General features: G+C 60.9%; 18 protein-coding genes. 13 read left to right on the forward strand and 5 right to left on the reverse strand.

Annotation, left to right across the window (positions count from 1 at the left end; genetic code table 11):
- The 3 genes from AKL28_RS12080 to AKL28_RS12085 form a co-directional block, all read left to right on the forward strand.
- A partial coding sequence (locus tag AKL28_RS12080) for a PAS domain-containing sensor histidine kinase (protein WP_156226307.1) occupies nucleotides 1–1,082 on the forward strand: 1,082 nt, incomplete at its 5' end.
- Between the two features lie 194 nt (nucleotides 1,083–1,276).
- Complete coding sequence (locus tag AKL28_RS24430; RefSeq protein WP_156226308.1) at nucleotides 1,277–1,507, forward strand: hypothetical protein; 231 nt, start codon at nucleotides 1,277–1,279, stop codon at nucleotides 1,505–1,507.
- Between the two features lie 240 nt (nucleotides 1,508–1,747).
- Nucleotides 1,748–1,963 carry a glycine zipper 2TM domain-containing protein gene (locus AKL28_RS12085; protein WP_050468393.1) on the forward strand — a complete coding sequence of 72 codons (216 nt, stop codon included), beginning with the start codon at nucleotides 1,748–1,750 and terminating at the stop codon, nucleotides 1,961–1,963.
- A 130-nt stretch (nucleotides 1,964–2,093) separates the two neighbouring features.
- On the opposite strand, the gene AKL28_RS12090 is transcribed toward AKL28_RS12085, so the two are convergent.
- A complete protein-coding gene (locus AKL28_RS12090) occupies nucleotides 2,094–2,414 on the reverse strand; it encodes a hypothetical protein (RefSeq protein WP_050468394.1) in 321 nt (106 codons plus the stop codon).
- 430 nt (nucleotides 2,415–2,844) lie between these two features.
- On the opposite strand from AKL28_RS12090, the gene AKL28_RS12095 reads away from it, so the two are divergent.
- The 5 genes from AKL28_RS12095 (at nucleotide 2,845) to AKL28_RS12115 (ending at nucleotide 7,738) form a co-directional block, all read left to right on the forward strand.
- A complete protein-coding gene (locus AKL28_RS12095; RefSeq protein ID WP_050468395.1) occupies nucleotides 2,845–3,513 on the forward strand; it encodes an ANTAR domain-containing response regulator in 669 nt (222 codons plus the stop codon).
- A gap of 358 nt (nucleotides 3,514–3,871) precedes the next feature.
- Complete coding sequence (locus AKL28_RS12100; protein WP_050468396.1) at nucleotides 3,872–5,158, forward strand: CmpA/NrtA family ABC transporter substrate-binding protein; 1,287 nt, start codon at nucleotides 3,872–3,874, stop codon at nucleotides 5,156–5,158.
- Between the two features lie 45 nt (nucleotides 5,159–5,203).
- Entirely contained in the window at nucleotides 5,204–6,133 is a 930-nt protein-coding gene (ntrB, locus tag AKL28_RS12105; protein WP_050468397.1) for a nitrate ABC transporter permease, read from the forward strand.
- A gap of 20 nt (nucleotides 6,134–6,153) precedes the next feature.
- Nucleotides 6,154–6,966 (forward strand): ABC transporter ATP-binding protein, encoded by an 813-nt coding sequence (locus AKL28_RS12110; protein WP_050468398.1) that lies wholly within the window; start codon nucleotides 6,154–6,156, stop codon nucleotides 6,964–6,966.
- A gap of 94 nt (nucleotides 6,967–7,060) precedes the next feature.
- Entirely contained in the window at nucleotides 7,061–7,738 is a 678-nt protein-coding gene (locus tag AKL28_RS12115; protein ID WP_050468476.1) for a methyl-accepting chemotaxis protein, read from the forward strand.
- Between the two features lie 83 nt (nucleotides 7,739–7,821).
- Here the strand turns inward: AKL28_RS12115 and AKL28_RS12120 are convergent, their stop codons facing one another.
- The 3 genes from AKL28_RS12120 to AKL28_RS12130 are packed head-to-tail and all read right to left on the reverse strand — an operon-like array spanning nucleotide 7,822 to nucleotide 9,260.
- On the reverse strand, nucleotides 7,822–8,199 hold the full coding sequence (locus AKL28_RS12120) for a DUF423 domain-containing protein (protein WP_050468399.1): 378 nt from the start codon (nucleotides 8,197–8,199) through the stop codon (nucleotides 7,822–7,824).
- A 58-nt stretch (nucleotides 8,200–8,257) separates the two neighbouring features.
- On the reverse strand, nucleotides 8,258–8,770 hold the full coding sequence (locus AKL28_RS12125; RefSeq protein WP_050468400.1) for a hypothetical protein: 513 nt from the start codon (nucleotides 8,768–8,770) through the stop codon (nucleotides 8,258–8,260).
- Nucleotides 8,771–8,798: 28 nt separating this feature from the next.
- The gene (locus AKL28_RS12130; RefSeq protein WP_050468401.1) at nucleotides 8,799–9,260 is read right to left on the reverse strand and encodes a hypothetical protein; all 462 of its coding nucleotides are present in this window, start codon (nucleotides 9,258–9,260) and stop codon (nucleotides 8,799–8,801) included.
- Between the two features lie 256 nt (nucleotides 9,261–9,516).
- On the opposite strand from AKL28_RS12130, the gene AKL28_RS12135 reads away from it, so the two are divergent.
- Complete coding sequence (locus AKL28_RS12135) at nucleotides 9,517–10,398, forward strand: alpha/beta hydrolase family protein (RefSeq protein ID WP_082221473.1); 882 nt, start codon at nucleotides 9,517–9,519, stop codon at nucleotides 10,396–10,398.
- 281 nt (nucleotides 10,399–10,679) lie between these two features.
- Nucleotides 10,680–11,891, forward strand: a complete 1,212-nt coding sequence (locus tag AKL28_RS12140; RefSeq protein WP_082221468.1) for an MORN repeat-containing protein — start codon at nucleotides 10,680–10,682, stop codon at nucleotides 11,889–11,891.
- Nucleotides 11,892–12,056: 165 nt separating this feature from the next.
- On the opposite strand, the gene AKL28_RS12145 is transcribed toward AKL28_RS12140, so the two are convergent.
- The gene (locus AKL28_RS12145; protein WP_050468404.1) at nucleotides 12,057–12,860 is read right to left on the reverse strand and encodes an IclR family transcriptional regulator; all 804 of its coding nucleotides are present in this window, start codon (nucleotides 12,858–12,860) and stop codon (nucleotides 12,057–12,059) included.
- Between the two features lie 262 nt (nucleotides 12,861–13,122).
- On the opposite strand from AKL28_RS12145, the gene AKL28_RS12150 reads away from it, so the two are divergent.
- The 3 genes from AKL28_RS12150 to AKL28_RS12160 all read left to right on the forward strand — a co-directional run bounded on the left by AKL28_RS12150 (nucleotide 13,123) and on the right by AKL28_RS12160 (nucleotide 15,995).
- A complete protein-coding gene (locus tag AKL28_RS12150) occupies nucleotides 13,123–14,103 on the forward strand; it encodes a C4-dicarboxylate TRAP transporter substrate-binding protein (RefSeq protein WP_050468405.1) in 981 nt (326 codons plus the stop codon).
- 99 nt (nucleotides 14,104–14,202) lie between these two features.
- A complete protein-coding gene (locus AKL28_RS12155) occupies nucleotides 14,203–14,715 on the forward strand; it encodes a TRAP transporter small permease (RefSeq protein ID WP_050468406.1) in 513 nt (170 codons plus the stop codon).
- The gene (locus AKL28_RS12160; RefSeq protein ID WP_050468407.1) at nucleotides 14,712–15,995 is read left to right on the forward strand and encodes a TRAP transporter large permease; all 1,284 of its coding nucleotides are present in this window, start codon (nucleotides 14,712–14,714) and stop codon (nucleotides 15,993–15,995) included. Before AKL28_RS12155 ends, AKL28_RS12160 begins: the two co-directional genes overlap by 4 nt.
- Nucleotides 15,996–16,017 lie beyond the last annotated feature (22 nt).

Raw genomic sequence — 16,017 nt, forward strand, 5'->3', positions numbered from 1 at the left:
GCGCACTGCTCAACGCGGTCAGCGAAAGCACCAGCGACCCCATCTTTGTGAAGAACCGCCAGGGCCTGATGATTTTCGCCAATCCGGCCACGCTGCAAAAGCTTGGCAAGAGCTGGGAGGAAACCATGTACCGCTCCAGCCGCGAGCTGTTCATGATCGAGGAAGAGGCCGACCGCGTCGACCGCGACGACCGCCGCGTGATGGCGTCCGGCAAACCGGAGAAGCTGGAACAGACGCTTCATCTGCCCGAAGGCGTGATTACCTTCCAGACCGCCAAGGTGCCCTGGTTCGGCAAGGACGGCAGTGTGCAAGGAGTGATCGGGATCAGCACCGACATCACCGAGCGCAAACTGGCCGAGGATGTGCTGCGCCAGCGCGAGAGCCAGCTGGAAAAGACCGTGGTGCAGCGTACCGCGCTGCTGCGCGAACTGACCAATCACCTGGAGACGGTACGCGAAGAAGAAAAGCGCGCCATCGCGCGCGAATTGCACGACAACATGGGCGCCTCGCTCACGGCCTTGTCGATGCATTTGGAAGGCGTCTACCAGGTGCTGCCAGGCGACGAAAAATGGATGGACCGCAAGGCCCGCATGCAGGGGCTGCTGAAATCGCTGGTGGCCACCACGCGGCGCATCCAGACAGAACTGCGTCCTAATACGCTGGATTTGTTCGGATTGAAGGCGGCGATTTCGGAACAGCTCGACGAGCTGCACGAGCGCACCGGCATCGCCTGCCATGCCAGCCTGCCGGACGAGGACGTGGAAGTCGGGCATGAGATGGAGATTGCCATTTACCGCATGCTGCAGGAGGCGCTCAACAACGTCACCAAGCACGCCAAGGCCAGCAAGGTGGACGTCATCCTCGACATCGACGAAGACCATGTAGCGCTGACAGTGCGCGACGACGGCGTGGGCATTCCCGAGGAGCGGCGCGACAACCACAAGACCTATGGCCTGCGCGGCCTGCGCGAGCGGGCCACCTATTTCGGCGGCAAGGTCGACATCCGCTCCACCCCCGGCAAGGGAGCGCTGGTCACCATCAGCCTGCCTATCAGGCCGGAGATGGCGCCCACTGAAAACTGAGCAATTGTGCCCGTGGGCAAGCCCGCAGCGTAGGAAGAGTCCTACGCAAGAATCGGACAGGGCTGATTTTGTGCCGCAGCATTTTCGGCGAACATATGTTTGTCGTGCGGCAGGGCGAAGAAATACCTCAAGCGTTCTGGCCGATTGCATGGCGATTTGCCCACGGCCACATGGGTGGCCCCCAGGGAGGGACCATGAAAAAAACATTACTTGGATTCTGCCTGCTGGCGGGAATGTCGGCAGCGGCCTTGCAGGCCAACGCCCAACGTCTCGGTGTGCCATTGGAAGATTCGGCCTCGCGCTGGTCATCGTCGGTAATGGAACGTCACGCGCCGATGGATTCCGCACAGTTGCAGAAGTTGGGGCAAAAAAAAATTCCGCTACATGGACATGGCCCAGATCAAGCGTTCGAAATCGATTCGTAACGCGGTGATCATTCATGGTCTGGACGATGCCAGTCAAAATGGCGTTTCGCAGCAGCAAGTCTACCGTCGCAATTTCCCGTCAGGCCACCCCATCGTGATCATGCGTCCGATGACCTGATACTGCAGAGCTGCAGTAAGCGGATGCAAGCGATGTAACGTTTGCCGGTATTTGCCAGCGGCGAGGAATTCGAGCCGCTTTCAACCGTCAAATTTACTCCCACATTTCAATGAGGTGCAGTCATGAAAACAATTCAAAAAGTCGCGATCACTTCCATCGCCGTGTTTGCTTTTTCGGCATTGACCGGTTGCAGCAACATGTCGCAACGTGACAAGAACACCGCAATCGGTGCGGGTATCGGCGCAGTCGGCGGCGCTGTGTTGACCGGTGGCAGCGGCATCGGTACTGCTGGTGGCGCAGCCGTGGGGGGCGTGATCGGTAACCAGATCGGACGCTAACGGAAGGTCCATATTGGAAACGCCGGCGGGCCTGCGTTCCCCGGTATAACCGCCGCGTTTGGTGAGGCAACACGCAATAGAAAAAAGCCGGCTGAGCCGGCTTTTTTGTTGAGACCCGCGCCCATGCCATTCAGGCGGCCGGGGCAGTCTCTTTGTAATCCTTGTAGATGCGCTTGGCGCGTTCCATGTCTGCCTTTTTCGCTGCGCCGGCATCCCCCCGGCAGCTCTTGGCCTGCTTGCCGCGCATGCCCTTGCAGGCCTGCAGAGCCTCGCCGTAGGCGGCGTTGGCTTCCTTGACCAGGTTCTGGTAGCGCGCCTTGGGGGTATCGTCGGGCTTGTACCAGCGGGCCGGGTCGGCCTTGCTGACGTCTTCTTCGGCCGCATGGGCAAAAGGGGCGCACAGCGTCGCCGAGGCAACCAGGAAAGAGACTGCGAGGATGTTTTTCTTCATAGGCTCACCTCATGAGGGAAATTGGCAAAGGCGCGGGCGGCCGGTAATGCAGGTATCGGCAGGCCGGTGGCAGGGCGCCGGCAGCGCCGCACTCCCATCCGCAGGACGGATGTTATCAGGCTTGGGCAGTGGATAGGCTCGTGGCGTCTTGAGTGGCAACCAGCGTGCACTGCGATTACCGGCAGGAAAAGGCGCCCAGCCTTGTCGGGAAAGCGGAAAGCGCCCAATGGTGCGGAATTTGCTATATCGTTCTGGCATGCCATACCGGCGCTGGCGCTTGTTTTTACGGCAATGCATGTTTTTTGAGCGGCAATGGGGTACTATTCCGGCCGTCAATCGCATGCTGCTTCGCAGCGCAATCGTTGGAAACGGATCAGCGAGTTTGACTTGTTTGCGTTCTCATCAGAGCCGATAGCCAGTTCCTCCTTCTATGAAGCCCGGTAGCCCATCGACATCTTCCGCTCCCACGGGCGGGCGTCCGCTGCGTATCGTCATCGTCAATTCCGTGCCGCATCTGGAAGAAGACCATGACGAAGCCGCGCATGAGCAGGCGCAACAGCGTGCCGAGGCGCTGCGTGCCGGGCTGCTGGATGCCGGATACAACATCATCGCCGCGTTGCCGGCCGACCTTTCGCTGCCGGACCGCATTGCCGGCCTGCAGCCGGACATGATCATCATCGAAGCCGAGTCCGATGCGCGCGATGTGCTGGAGCACATCGTGATCGCCACCCGCGATGAACGCCGCCCCATCGTCATGTTCACCGAAGACGACGACACCTCCAGCATGGAAGCCGCCATGGCCGCCGGTGTGACTGCCTATATCGTGGCGGGCTTGCATTCCGAACGGGTCAAGCCGGTGCTGGACGTGGCGTTGGCGCGTTTCCGCCAGGAGCAGAAGCTGCTGGCCGAGCTTTCCGATACCCGGAACAAGCTGGCCGAACGCAAACTGGTCGAACGCGCCAAGGGGGTGCTGATGGCGCGCAAGGGCTTGTCCGAAGACCAGGCCTACCAGAAGCTGCGCGGCATGGCGATGAACCGCAATCTCAAGCTTTCCGAAGTGGCCCAGCGCCTGCTGGATGCCGAGGACTTGCTGGGCTGAGCATTTCTTTCCGGCTGTTTTTCTCTCCTTTTCTCTTCCGCCAATTTGGTGCAAGGCACAAATGAAGTGCGGCGAAGCGCTCGTTTTGCTGGCGTTTCATGCCTCCCCCGAAGCGGGGTCGCATGTTCTTCCGCATCCACCGCCGATCCCGTTTCCATAGGGGATTGCCGGCATGCCGCACGGTTTTCCATTCCTCTGGCACGGTCTTTGCTGAACCAGCCCTCGTAGCGCAACGAGTGCGCAATAGATGCGGCCAACGGAGGTTGCATCGCCCAAGACAAAGGCGTCTTTCGACATGAAGCAATTCATGCCGGAATACGCCTTTTTTTGTTTATCGGTTAGCAATGGGGGAAATGCCATGGATTTCCAAGAGCAGGCGGGCAAGGCAGTGGCCGGGGCAGTCAAGGACGCGGAAGTGGACGGTACGCGCCGCAAGATCATTCATACCGCGGGCATCGCGGCGGGAGCGAGCATGATGGGTTTAGCCACCGGCGGCGCCTGGGCGGCCGGTTCCGACAAACCGGAGAAGGAAGAGGTCAAGATCGGTTTCATTCCCCTGACCGACTGTGCCTCGGTGGTGATGGCTTCGGTGCTGGGTTTCGACAAGAAGTACGGCATCAAGATCGTGCCCAGCAAGGAGGCCTCCTGGGCCGGTGTGCGCGACAAGCTGACCAACGGCGAACTGGACGCCGCCCACGTGCTGTACGGCCTGATCTACGGCGTGCAACTGGGCATCGGCGGGCAGAAGAAGGACATGGCGGTGCTGATGGGCCTGAACCACAATGGCCAGGCCATCACGCTGTCCAAGAAGCTGGCCGACAAGGGCGCGGTGGATGGCGCTTCGCTGGCCAAGCTGATGCAGATCGACAAGCGCGAATACACCTTCGCCCAGACCTTCCCCACCGGCACCCACGCGATGTGGCTGTACTACTGGCTGGCGGCCAACGGCATCAATCCGATGAAGGATGCCAAGGTCATCACCGTGCCGCCGCCGCAGATGGTGGCCAACATGCGCGTCGGGAACATGGATGGCTTCTGTGTGGGCGAGCCCTGGGGCCATCGCGCCATCGTCGATGGCGTGGGCATCACCGCCACCACCACCCAGGACATCTGGAAAGACCACCCGGAAAAGGTGCTGGGTACCTCGCTGGAATTCGTCAAGAAATACCCCAACACCTGCCGCGCGATGATGGCCGCCATCCTCGATGCCAGCAAATGGATCGATGCTTCGCTGACCAACAAGAACAAGATGGCCGAGGTCATCGCCGACAAGTCTTACGTCAACACCAGCAAGGACGTGATCGACCAGCGCATCCTGGGCCGCTACCAGAACGGCCTGGGCAAGACCTGGGACGACCCCAACTACATGAAGTTCTACGACGACGGCACGGTCAACTTCCCGTACCTGTCGGACGGCATGTGGTTCATGACCCAGCACCGCCGCTGGGGCCTGTTGAAGAGCGATCCGGATTACCTCGCCGTGGCCAAGGCGGTCAACCAGATCGACCTGTTCAAGGACGCTGCGGCGATGACCAAGACGCCGGTGCCCAAGGATGTCATGCGCACGTCCAAGTTCATGGACGGCACCGTGTGGGATGGCAAGAATCCGGCGGCCTACGCGCAGTCGTTCAAGATCAAGGTCTGATCGCCGGCCGCATGCGATTGAAGTTCCATCAGGAGGGGAGTCGAAATGAGCGCAGTCATGGAAAACATCATGGGCGATAACGCCAAGCCGGCCGCCGAGGCGCCTGCCGCGGTGCGTGGCGCCGAAGCCGCCAACGAGGCCCGGGCGGCGACGCCTGCGCCGGCTGCCGCATCCCGTGCGGCCAGGCGCCGCATCGCCGGCAGCGGCGCCTTCATGCGCATTGTGCCGCCGCTGCTGGGGGTGGCAGTGCTGGTGCTGGTCTGGCAGATCATCGCCTTGAAGAACAGCAGTTTCCCGACGCCGCTGGCGACGCTGCAGGAAGCGATCAGCATGTTCTCCGATCCCTTCTATCGCAACAGCCCCAATGACCAGGGCATCGGCTGGAACGTGCTGGCTTCGCTGCAGCGCGTGGGCGTGGGCTTCGGCCTGGCGGCGCTGGTTGGCATTCCGCTGGGGTTCGCCATCGGCCGCGTGCAGTTCCTGTCGGCCATGTTCGGCCCCATCATCAGCCTGTTGAAGCCGGTGTCGCCGCTGGCCTGGCTGCCGATCGGCCTGCTGGTGTTCAAGTCGGCCAACCCGGCGGCGATCTGGTCGATCTTCATCTGCTCGATCTGGCCGATGATCATCAACACCGCAGTGGGCGTGCAGCGCGTGCCGCAGGACTACATGAACGTGGCGCGCGTGCTGAACCTGTCGGAATGGAAGATCCTGACCAAGATCCTGTTTCCCTCGGTGCTGCCTTACATGCTGACCGGTGTGCGGCTGTCCATCGGTACCGCCTGGCTGGTGATCGTCGCCGCCGAGATGCTGACCGGCGGCGTGGGCATCGGCTTCTGGGTCTGGGATGAATGGAACAACCTGAACGTGCCGCACATCATCATCGCCATCGTCGTCATCGGCGTGGTCGGTCTGATCCTGGAGCAGGCGCTGGTGGCGCTGGCCAAGGCATTCACCTATGAACAGGTCAGCAACTGAAACCGAACGCGGGGGACATCATGGAAAACATCAACGGCAAATTCATCGACATCCACGGCGTGGAAATGGTGTTCAACACCAGGAAGGGCAGTTTCCATGCGCTGCGCGATATCAACCTGACGGTCGCCAAGGGCGAGTTCGTCACGCTGATCGGCCACTCCGGCTGCGGCAAGTCGACCCTGCTGAACCTGATCGCCGGCCTGACCCGGCCCAGTGAAGGCGTCCTGCTGTGCGCCAACCGCGAGATCGGCGGCCCGTCGCCGGAGCGCGCGGTGGTGTTCCAGAATCATTCGCTGCTGCCCTGGCTGACCTGCTACGAGAACATCTACCTCGGCGTGGAGCGCGTGTTCGGCGCGCTTGAGGACCGCACCCAACTGCGCGACCGCACGCGCGCCGCGCTGGCGCTGGTGGGCCTGTCGGCGGCCGAGACCAGGCGCCCCAATGAAATCTCCGGCGGCATGAAGCAGCGGGTGGGCATCGCCCGCGCGCTGGCGATGGAGCCCAAGGTCTTGCTGATGGACGAGCCGTTCGGAGCGCTCGATGCACTGACGCGCGCCCACCTGCAGGACGAGCTGCTCAAGATCGTGGCCAAGACCGAGTCCACCGTAGTCATGGTGACGCACGATGTCGACGAGGCCGTACTGCTGTCGGACCGCATCGTCATGATGACCAACGGCCCGGCGGCAACGATCGGCGAGATCCTCGAAGTCGGGTTGCCGCGTCCGCGCGAGCGGGTTGCGCTGGCGCAGGACCAGCAGTACTCCGAGTACCGTACCGCGGTGCTGGAATTCCTCTACCGCAAACAGGCGCATCCGGCGCGTGAAGCCGCTTGAACCAGTGAGGTGAGCCATGTCCAGCCAGGCCGCCGTGCAGGAAATGCATGGCACTGTTCCCATCCCGTTTGCGGCCGTCAACGATGCGCGCGCGATGCCGCAGGGGCATAGCGAGGCGTCTTCCTCAGATGATTCCGGCGTGGCGCCGTTGTCAGGCGAAGTATTCGGTGCGCTGATCAACCTCTCGGGCCGCCGGCGCTTCACGTCGCAGCGGCTGGTGCTGTATGCGGTGCTGGGTGCGCAGGGCCACGAAGGCGCAGTGGCGACCGCGCGCGAAGCGCTGGCCCTGTTCCGTGGGGCGCATCAGGCTTTGCTCAGGCGCTCCGGTGAGCTGCCGGGCGTGTTTTGTCCGGAACTGGAGGAGGTCTATTTCGGCAAGCCGCAAGGCGATGCGCGTATCGTGCATTTCAGCGAGCTGGCGGGCCGTGCGCTCAACGCCATCGAGGACAAGCTCAAGTCAGCCCCGGAACTGCTGGAAGCGCTGGTGAAGGAGACCACGCCGCTGCTGGCGGTGCTGAACCAGATCACCGGGATCTACGAGGAACAATCCAGGAAGCATTCGCGGCTCATGCGCGACCAGTTGCGCGGCATCATGACAGATATCGAGACCATTGCCCGCGAAGCCAAGATGGTGGCGTTCAATGCCCGCATCGTGGCGGCCCGTTCGGGCCAGGCCGGCCGGGAATTTTCGGTTGTGGCCGGTGTGCTGTCCAACATTACCGGCGAGATCGATGAGTTGGTAAAGGCGGCGTTGAACGGTACGGCAGCCTGACGCCGCCCGACAGCCACGGCCAATAAAAAACGCAGTCCGGTAATAAACCGGCTGCGTTTTTTGTTGCCGGCAAGCGCTTGCGTTCAGCGCATGCCCTTGTATGCCGACCATCCCACCAGCAGCCACGCCGCCAGGAAGGCGACGCCGCCGATGGGCGTGATCGCGCCCAGCACGCGTGTGCCGGTCAGCGCCAGCAGGTAGAGGCTGCCGCTGAAGATCACGATGCCGACCAGCATCAGGTTGCCGGCCCAGCTCATCATCGCGCCGCCGAATTTGGGCATCAGCAGGGCGACGGCGATCATGCCCAGCGCATGCATGACCTGGTAGGTGACGGCGGTATGCCAGATCACCAGCATCTCATCGGAAAGTATCTTCTTCAGTCCGTGCGCGCCGAAGGCGCCGCAACAGACGGCAATGAACATGTTGATGGCGCCGACGATGATGAGAGTGCGTTCATTCATAAAGCTATCCTTCCGGTGTTGTGCATGGTGTGCAGAGAGGTTGGCCGGGAATGCGGGCTCAGTTCAGGTCTTCGAACTCTTCCTTGGGCAGCGCTTCATAGGCGTCGGACTTGATCGATGCGTCGTTGGTGCAACCGCGCGTGCTGGCTTTGCCGACCTTGGGGCCGCGCACCACGATGCCGGACGAGAATTGCGGATCGTTGGTCGGCCCCTTGAAGTTGGTGCGCACGGTGCGGTCGAACAGGATGTAGTCGTAGCCGCCGTTGGCGAAGCGGATATGTGCCTCGCCGCCGCCTGAGTACATGGTGGAGCTGAAGAAGAACTTGCCGGCTGCCGGCTGCGGCGTGTTCGGATATTGCAGTTCGATGTTGGCCGGTGTGCCGAAACGGTATTGCACCGTTCCGCCGCCGGCGGAGAAATCGGGCGAGGCACACAGCGAGGCAGTCTTCCGGGCGTGGGTGGTGCAGGAGAAGATATCCTTTTCGCCAGGTTTGCACATGGTCGGTTCGGAGGCCGCGGCATGGGCGTTGGCCAGTGCGAGCGATGCGGCGAAGAACAGGGCGTTTTTCATCGGGTGGTTTCCTGTGCGTTTGCGCGGTTCAGTACCCAAGACGCTGGCCCTTGCCGATGCGGTATTCGTGCCTGAGTACGAACTGCGAAGTGGCGATCATGCCCGACAGGCCGAGGATCAGCTGCGTCAGCGTATCCTGCGGCAGCACCCAAACGGTGCCGGCCGGCAGCGCCGAACCAGTGGCCGCGCTGATCACCGGATTGACCCATGAGGCTTCTTCGGTCACGTCCAGCAATACCAGGCCTTCGGCCGTGGTGTGCAGGTAGATTTCACCCCCCAGTTCCAGCGCGAAGCAGATGCCCTGGCCGGCGTTGACCGTATTGAGCTTGTTGCGCCAGACGACCGCTTGCAGCTCGCGGTTATAGGTGTCGATCCAGGTTTCGATCTCATGCACGTTCTGTAGCGCAATCCAAGGCCGTGGCGCCGGAACGGTATCGGCGCCGCTGACGGCGTCATCGGGAAACAAGGGCTCGGGCGGCTGGTCGGACATGGCTGGCAATCGGGAGGTGGGCGTAACGGCTGGCGCCGTCGGTGGCAGGCAGGATTTCGAAAACCTGCGGGTGAAAAACGAAAGTATATCGGATAGCGTATCGTCGGGCGAAAGAGCCGGGCGCATCTTTGGCCAAAATCCGATGCTGTTGCGAGCCAGCCATGCGCCTGCGCATTGTGCTTGCCGGAACGCCTAGCCAGCGTTAGCGTAGCGGCTCCGGCTGCTTTTGCAGCTTCATTTCCATGACAAGAAAAACATGCGCCGACAACTCCTTTTACTCACGGCATGGCTCCTGGCCGCCAACCTTCACGCCGAGCAACTGGCGATGGATCTCAACGAAGCGGTGACATCGATCGATGTCACGGTCAAGGACTTCTACGGCAAGGAAGAGACAGGCAAGGTCGTCATCACGCAATTCAAACCGGACGGCCCCGGCCCATTCCCCATCCTGATCCTGAACCACGGCCGTAGCCCCACCAACCGCCGCGATCCGCCGCGCTTCCGTTATACCAAGCAAGTACGCTACTTCGTCGAGCGTGGCTTTGCGGTATTCGAGCCGACCCGTATTGGTTACGGCCAGTACAGCACCCAGTTCGATCCGGAAGACAGCGGCAGTTGCAGCAGCAAGGACTACGCGCCCATGGCCAAAGCCGCGAGCACCGAGATCCTGGCGGTGCTGGATTATGCAAAGCAGCAATCCTATGTCGACCCGCAGCGCGTGTTGCTGGTAGGGCAATCGGTGGGCGGCTATTCGACGGTTGCCACCGCCGCGCTGGCGCCGGCCGGCCTGGTCGGCGCCATCAACTTCGCCGGCGGCTCTGGCGGTGATCCGGTTGCGCGTCCGGGCAATCCCTGCCAGCCGGGACGCATGGAGGACATGTATACCCAGTTCGGCAAGACCACCAAGGCGCCTATGCTGTGGGTCTATACCGAGAATGACCTTTACTTCGGCCCGACCTATAGCAAGGCCTGGCACGCGGCTTTCGTGAAAGCCGGCGGCATGGCCGACTACCATTTGTTGCCGCCGTTCGGGAAGAACGGGCACCTGCTGTTTTCCGGCGGGGTGGAGATCTGGTCGCCGATAGTGTCGGCATTCCTGGAAAAGCTGGGGTTTCCGGGCCAGCAGCCCAAGCAGTAAAGGGAGGCGGGGAGAGGGGCCCGATAAGCAAAGGCCGTGATGATTTGTCGCCAGCAGGTCCTTGATTTCATTGGGAAATAATGTTCTTGTTTGGCGCCCCATTATCGGCCTCAGCTTGTTGGTCTGAGGGGCGATCTCATTCATATGGATGATAGAAAACCGGCGCTTACGCCACTATAATTTCTTGCGTAGCGTTAAGAACCCGGTCCCGATCACTGCCGGGATCGGGAACAGATTCAAACAATGGCCGCTAAGAATCCATTTCGTACTTGGGGGGAATCATGAAGATCATCTCGATACTTTCCAGATTGTCCTCGCTGGCAGTTCTGGTCGTTATCGCCGCATGCGGCACGCCTTACCAGCCGCCGCCGACGTCAGCGGCACCTTCTGCGCCGCCGCCAGGACCACCTGACTGGACGCTCTCCTCCGGTGGTTGCAAAGTCTGGAACAACGGGCCCCGGCCGACCGATTCGGTGACTTGGGACGGAGAATGCGTCAACGGCATGGCAGAAGGCAAGGGAACCGTCACCTGGTTCAACAATGGCGTTTATTCGCAGCGCTTTGTCGGTGTCATGAAAGAGGGGAAGCGTTCCGGCACCGGCGACTATTATTGGGCCAACGGCGATCATTACAGTGGCCAGTTCTCCAACGACGACCGTACCGGCAAGGGGGAATATCGTTGGGGCAACGGTGACCGCTACAGCGGCAATTTCCTCCGGGGCCAGCGCGACGGCGTCAGCACCACGTACGTCTTTGCCAACGGTGACCGTTTCGACGGCGAGCAGCGCAATTCCAGTTTCATCAACGGGAACCTGGTCAATTCCAGTGGCGAGGTCATCGCCAGCTTTATCGATGGCAAGCGCTACAACCGGAGCAACCCGAACAACTCTTCCGCATCATCTTCCGGTTCATCCGGCGGAGGCTTTGGTGCGCTGCTGGGAGCGGTTGCCCAAGGCATGGCGGCTGCGGGCGGCAAGAACGCCGCGCAGTACCAGGCACTGGCCAACGGCCTCAACGGCAATGCCGCCACTGGCGGCGGTGGCAGCGGCGGCGTGAACCCCGCCTATACGGCACCGGTTGCGGGGGCGGCGGCAAGCAGCGGCGACAGCACCCAGCCGATGGTCAATCAATGCATGAAGTTCTCCCGCAAGGGCAAGTACGAGATGCGCATCGACAATAGTTGCGGCTATGATCTCTCTACCGTGTATTGCTACACCAGCATCGCCAATGCGTCACAGTATTTCGACGTGACCGCCAACGCTTGCACCAGTTACCGTCGCAGTTCGTCGGCCAATATCGTCATCAGTGCCAATGGTTTCATCACCGTGAATGCACCCAACAACAACAATCCGGTCAAGTTCATCGCCTGCAAGTTGGCCAACGATGGTTATCCGACCAAGTTGCAGTGGGATGGCAACAGCCTACAGGGCGAATGCCATTTCCGGGCGAGTACGTCTTCAGGCGGCGCACGCAGCTTCGGTGCGGTACGTTAGCAACGCAGGACACTAGCCCGATTCCCGGCATGTCAAACGACAAGCCGGGTGGGGTGCTCTGTTCGGGAAACGGAAAGGCGATCTGCCGGCTTACGAACTGGAAAAGATAAAAGTCCGCACGAACTTTTATCTGGCTGCTTTGTTTTTGCCGGCGATCGTCCAGGATCACTCCTCAATCATTGCCCCGATCGCCACCGAAATCTCACGCGCTGCCTTACCGACGATAGGCACCAGGTCTTGCGGCTGGTAGCCGCCGTCGACGTGAGACATGAACGGCACCGTCAAGGCCGCAACGGCCTGGTTGAAGTGATTCAGGACGGGGAAGCTGATGTCGATCACGCCGTTGGAGGCTTCGCTGGACGATACATCGTTGCCGGCTTCTGCAATCGCAGCCAGTCGCCGCATAATCTTCTCGGTCGTGGGCGAACCATCGTGTTCCGCCATTGCTTTGACCATATCCAACTGGCGGTCCTGTTGCTGAAATGCCGCGATCACGCGGGCCGACGCGTAGTGCGACGATAGCGCAAAGCTCGCGCCCAGTTTGACCGACCAGCCCATCGCCCGGTGTTGCGGTTCGGCTTGCGAGATCACCATCATGCGGTCGCCGTTCATCGCCACCAGATGGCAGGAATGCCCGATCGTATCGGCCAGCCGCTCCATCGTATGCAGCGCCGCACGCTGCAGCCGCCGCATCGGCGGATGGCGGTTTGCCAGTTCGAACATGCGCAAGGTCAGCGCATACAGATTGGTGAGCGGATCGCGCCGCACGTAGCCGCGCTGCTCCAGCACGCCCAGCATGCGGAAGATTTCGCTGACCGAGCGCGATACCCGCTCGGCCAGCGCTTTTTGCGTCAGCCCCTCCGGTTCGTCCGCCAGCGCCTCCAGCAGATCCAGCCCCTTCTCCAGCGCCGGCGCGCCCGGGCGCTCATTGGCCGCAGCCGTTTCTTCGTTGTTGTTTGCTTGCTTCATTGTTTTACTTGATCTCTTTAAATTTCGTATATAGAATCAACTTTGCATATATGGAATTATGTGAAAGTCAGTTTATCAGCGGCAAGCTTCAAATAGCGATACAGGCATCAAGTAAATAAGCAAAAACGCGGTTCGACGGCCGCAAGAGACAAAGCAAAACCGCAGGCCGCATGCCTCGGTATTCAGGACCTCATATTTTATAAACCGGCCCACCGGTACATTAATCGGGTGAAGCGCAGCTTCGCCGTTACAGGAGACAAAGATGCGTCAGATTTTACTCGCGCTCGGTGCCGTCATGGCATTCGGTGCAACCGCCATCCCCGCCGCCGCGCAAGTCAAGTTGCGCCTGGCCCATGCCTTATCCACCAGCGAGCCGGTACATAAAGCGTCGGAAGCTTTTGCCAAAGCGGTCAACGAGCGCTCCGGCGGCAAGCTGCGCATCAGCGTTTTTCCGTCCGAGCAGCTCGGTCCCAATAAAGAGGTGTATGAGCAGGTGCGCCACGGGGCGCCGATCATCCAATTGGCCGATCCGGCGTTCATGGCCGATTACGTGCCCGACCTGGGCGTGATGAACGGCCCTTATTTGCTCGACAATCCGCAGCAATTCAAGATGCTGCTGGCCAGCGACTGGTACAAGGAAATGGACAAGGAAATGCAGAAGGCCGGTTTTCGCGCCTTGTCCTTCAATTACTTTTTCGGCATCCGCAACATGATCGGCAGCAAGCCGTTCCGTTCGCCGGCCGACATCAAGGGCGTGACGGTGCGCATCGCACCCAATCCGATGTGGGTAGAAACCTTCAAGGCGCTGGGGGCGCGCGGCGTGCCGCTGCCGTGGACCGAGGTTTATAGCGCGCTGGCGCAGAACGTGGTCGATGCAGTCGAAGCGCCGCTCGGTTCGCTGGTCGGCTCCAAATTGCAGGAGCAACGCAAGATCCTGTCGCTGACCGGACACTTCACCGCCTACGTCGGCCTGGTGATGAATGAAAAAATCTTCGAATCGCTATCACCCGATCTGCAAAAGATCCTGATCGAAGAATCGGTCAAGGCCGGCGAAGCCATGACTGCGACCACCATAGAAAACGACAAGAAGCTGATCGAAGACCTGAAGAAGCAGGGCGTGACGGTCGTCTCGGATGTCAATGTCAAGGCGTTCCGCGATGCCACCGCACCGGTCTATTCGGCCTTCCCGAAATGGACGCCGGGGCTGTACCCGCGCATCCGCAAGATTCTGGATCAGAAGTGATCCGCCGGTAATTTTCCCGTCCGGTCTGCGCAGCATCAGAAGTAGCGGCAGACCACTTTCCTTTCTTGATCAATACCAGTTTCATCTGGAGGCATCCCCATGTCTGAACTATCCGTCAACGCCGACAGCCCGCCGGAGAAAGAAATCCGTTTCTCCGACCTGTCGCTGGAAGAAATCGTCGCCGGCATCGGCCTGATCATCATCGTGCTGTCCGTCACCTGGGGCGTGGTCACGCGCTACCTGCTGGCGCAGCCTGCGGCCTGGAGCGGTGAGGTCGCCGGCATCGCGTTCGCCTGGACCGTGTTCGTTGGCGCGGCTGCCGTCTTCAAGCGCGGCGAGCATATTTCCATCGATCTGGCGATCGAGTATCTGCCGGCGGCGCCGCGCAGATTGCTGCAATTGCTGGTGGATATCTTTGTGTTCCTGACGCTGGCGGCCGTGGCCGGACTGGCGCTCAAGTTTTCGATCGCTACCATCGACGCGCCGACCACGATTTTGCGCATACCGCAAAGTGTCACCTATAGCGGCGCCGCCGTCGGCTTCATGCTGATGACGATACGCCACACCATGTTCGCCGTGCGCCGCCTGCGCCAGCCGGGAGAACCCAAATGACTTTATGGCCTGCTTTTCTGATGTTCCTGCTGCTGGCGATCAATGTGCCGGTGGCCATTGCCATGATCGCGCCGGCGATGCTGTATTTCTTCATCGGCGGCGATCTGCCCATTGACCTGGTATCGCAGCGCATCGTCAGCACCACGGAATCTTTTCCCTTGCTGGCGCTGCCATTCTTCGTGTTGGCCGGCAGCATCATGAATGCCGCCGGTATCACGCGCCGCCTGCTGGCGCTGGCCGAGGCCTTTGTCGGTCATTTCGTCGGTGGACTGGCGCAAATCAATATCCTGCTGGCGACGATGATGGGCGGCCTGACTGCTTCGGCCAATGCCGATGCGGCGATGCTGGCCAAGATGCTCGGACCGTCGATGGTGCGTGGTGGCTATAGCGCCGGATTCGCCGCGGCCACGATCGCCTGCTCGTCGGTGATCGTGGCGATGATCCCGCCCAGCATCGGCATGATCGTCTATGCGTATCTGGCCAATGTATCGGTCGGCAAGCTGTTCATCGCCGGCGTGATCCCGGGCCTGCTGCTGGCGGTTGCCTTGATGGTCGCGGTGTATCTGGTGTCGAAGAAACGCGGCTATGTGCCGGCGCGCTCGAAAATGGCAACCGGCAAGGAATTGTGGCGCGCGTTCACCGATTCGGTATGGGCCTTGTCGCTGCCGGTGTTCATCATCATCGGCATTCGCGGCGGTGTGTTCACGCCGACCGAGGCCGGCGCGATTGCGGTGCTGTACGCGGCTTTCGTCGGCGTCGTGCTGCATCGCGAACTGCGCTGGAAGCATGTGCCCATCATCCTGTCGGAAACCATCGCCACGACATCGGTGGTGATGCTGATCATCTGCAGCGCCGCCACGCTCGGCTATTACATGGTGTGGGAAGACATCCCCGCGCAATTGGCATCGACGCTGATTTCGCTCACCAATCACCCGGGCCTGTTGCTGTTGCTGATCAATGTACTGCTGCTGCTGGTCGGCATGGTGATCGAAGGCACCGCCGCGCTGATTCTGCTCACGCCCATCCTGGTGCCGGTGATCCTGAAGCTCGGTATCGACCCGGTCCATTTCGGCATCATCATGGTCCTCAACCTGACGCTGGGCGGCGCCCATCCGCCGGTCGGCACGCTGCTGTTCACCACTTGCAGCATCTTGAAAGTATCCCTCGCCAACGCCACCAAGGAATCGCTCTCACTGCTGCTGGCGATGCTGATCGTGCTGACGCTGGTCACTGCCGTGCCGCAAATCTCATTGCTGTTGCCGTCGCTGCTGATGCAGTAATCATTTATTTTTCAGGAAAAAA

Source organism: Herbaspirillum chlorophenolicum, assembly GCF_001189955.1.
Lineage (GTDB): Bacteria > Pseudomonadota > Gammaproteobacteria > Burkholderiales > Burkholderiaceae_D > Herbaspirillum > Herbaspirillum chlorophenolicum.

Excerpts from the sequence above, each read along its gene's own strand:
- AKL28_RS12145 (WP_050468404.1), bottom strand. The coding sequence starts at position 12,860 with ATGAAGCAAGCAAACAACAACGAAGAAACGGCTGCGGCCAATGAGCGC.
- AKL28_RS12095 (WP_050468395.1), top strand. The coding sequence starts at position 2,845 with ATGAAGCCCGGTAGCCCATCGACATCTTCCGCTCCCACGGGCGGGCGT.
- ntrB (WP_050468397.1), top strand. The coding sequence starts at position 5,204 with ATGAGCGCAGTCATGGAAAACATCATGGGCGATAACGCCAAGCCGGCC.
- AKL28_RS12135 (WP_082221473.1), top strand. The coding sequence starts at position 9,517 with ATGCGCCGACAACTCCTTTTACTCACGGCATGGCTCCTGGCCGCCAAC.
- AKL28_RS12115 (WP_050468476.1), top strand. The coding sequence starts at position 7,061 with ATGCCGCAGGGGCATAGCGAGGCGTCTTCCTCAGATGATTCCGGCGTG.
- AKL28_RS12100 (WP_050468396.1), top strand. The coding sequence starts at position 3,872 with ATGGATTTCCAAGAGCAGGCGGGCAAGGCAGTGGCCGGGGCAGTCAAG.
- AKL28_RS12090 (WP_050468394.1), bottom strand. The coding sequence starts at position 2,414 with ATGAAGAAAAACATCCTCGCAGTCTCTTTCCTGGTTGCCTCGGCGACG.
- AKL28_RS12130 (WP_050468401.1), bottom strand. The coding sequence starts at position 9,260 with ATGTCCGACCAGCCGCCCGAGCCCTTGTTTCCCGATGACGCCGTCAGC.
- AKL28_RS12110 (WP_050468398.1), top strand. The coding sequence starts at position 6,154 with ATGGAAAACATCAACGGCAAATTCATCGACATCCACGGCGTGGAAATG.
- AKL28_RS24430 (WP_156226308.1), top strand. The coding sequence starts at position 1,277 with ATGAAAAAAACATTACTTGGATTCTGCCTGCTGGCGGGAATGTCGGCA.
- AKL28_RS12155 (WP_050468406.1), top strand. The coding sequence starts at position 14,203 with ATGTCTGAACTATCCGTCAACGCCGACAGCCCGCCGGAGAAAGAAATC.
- AKL28_RS12150 (WP_050468405.1), top strand. The coding sequence starts at position 13,123 with ATGCGTCAGATTTTACTCGCGCTCGGTGCCGTCATGGCATTCGGTGCA.
- AKL28_RS12085 (WP_050468393.1), top strand. The coding sequence starts at position 1,748 with ATGAAAACAATTCAAAAAGTCGCGATCACTTCCATCGCCGTGTTTGCT.
- AKL28_RS12140 (WP_082221468.1), top strand. The coding sequence starts at position 10,680 with ATGAAGATCATCTCGATACTTTCCAGATTGTCCTCGCTGGCAGTTCTG.
- AKL28_RS12160 (WP_050468407.1), top strand. The coding sequence starts at position 14,712 with ATGACTTTATGGCCTGCTTTTCTGATGTTCCTGCTGCTGGCGATCAAT.
- AKL28_RS12120 (WP_050468399.1), bottom strand. The coding sequence starts at position 8,199 with ATGAATGAACGCACTCTCATCATCGTCGGCGCCATCAACATGTTCATT.
- AKL28_RS12125 (WP_050468400.1), bottom strand. The coding sequence starts at position 8,770 with ATGAAAAACGCCCTGTTCTTCGCCGCATCGCTCGCACTGGCCAACGCC.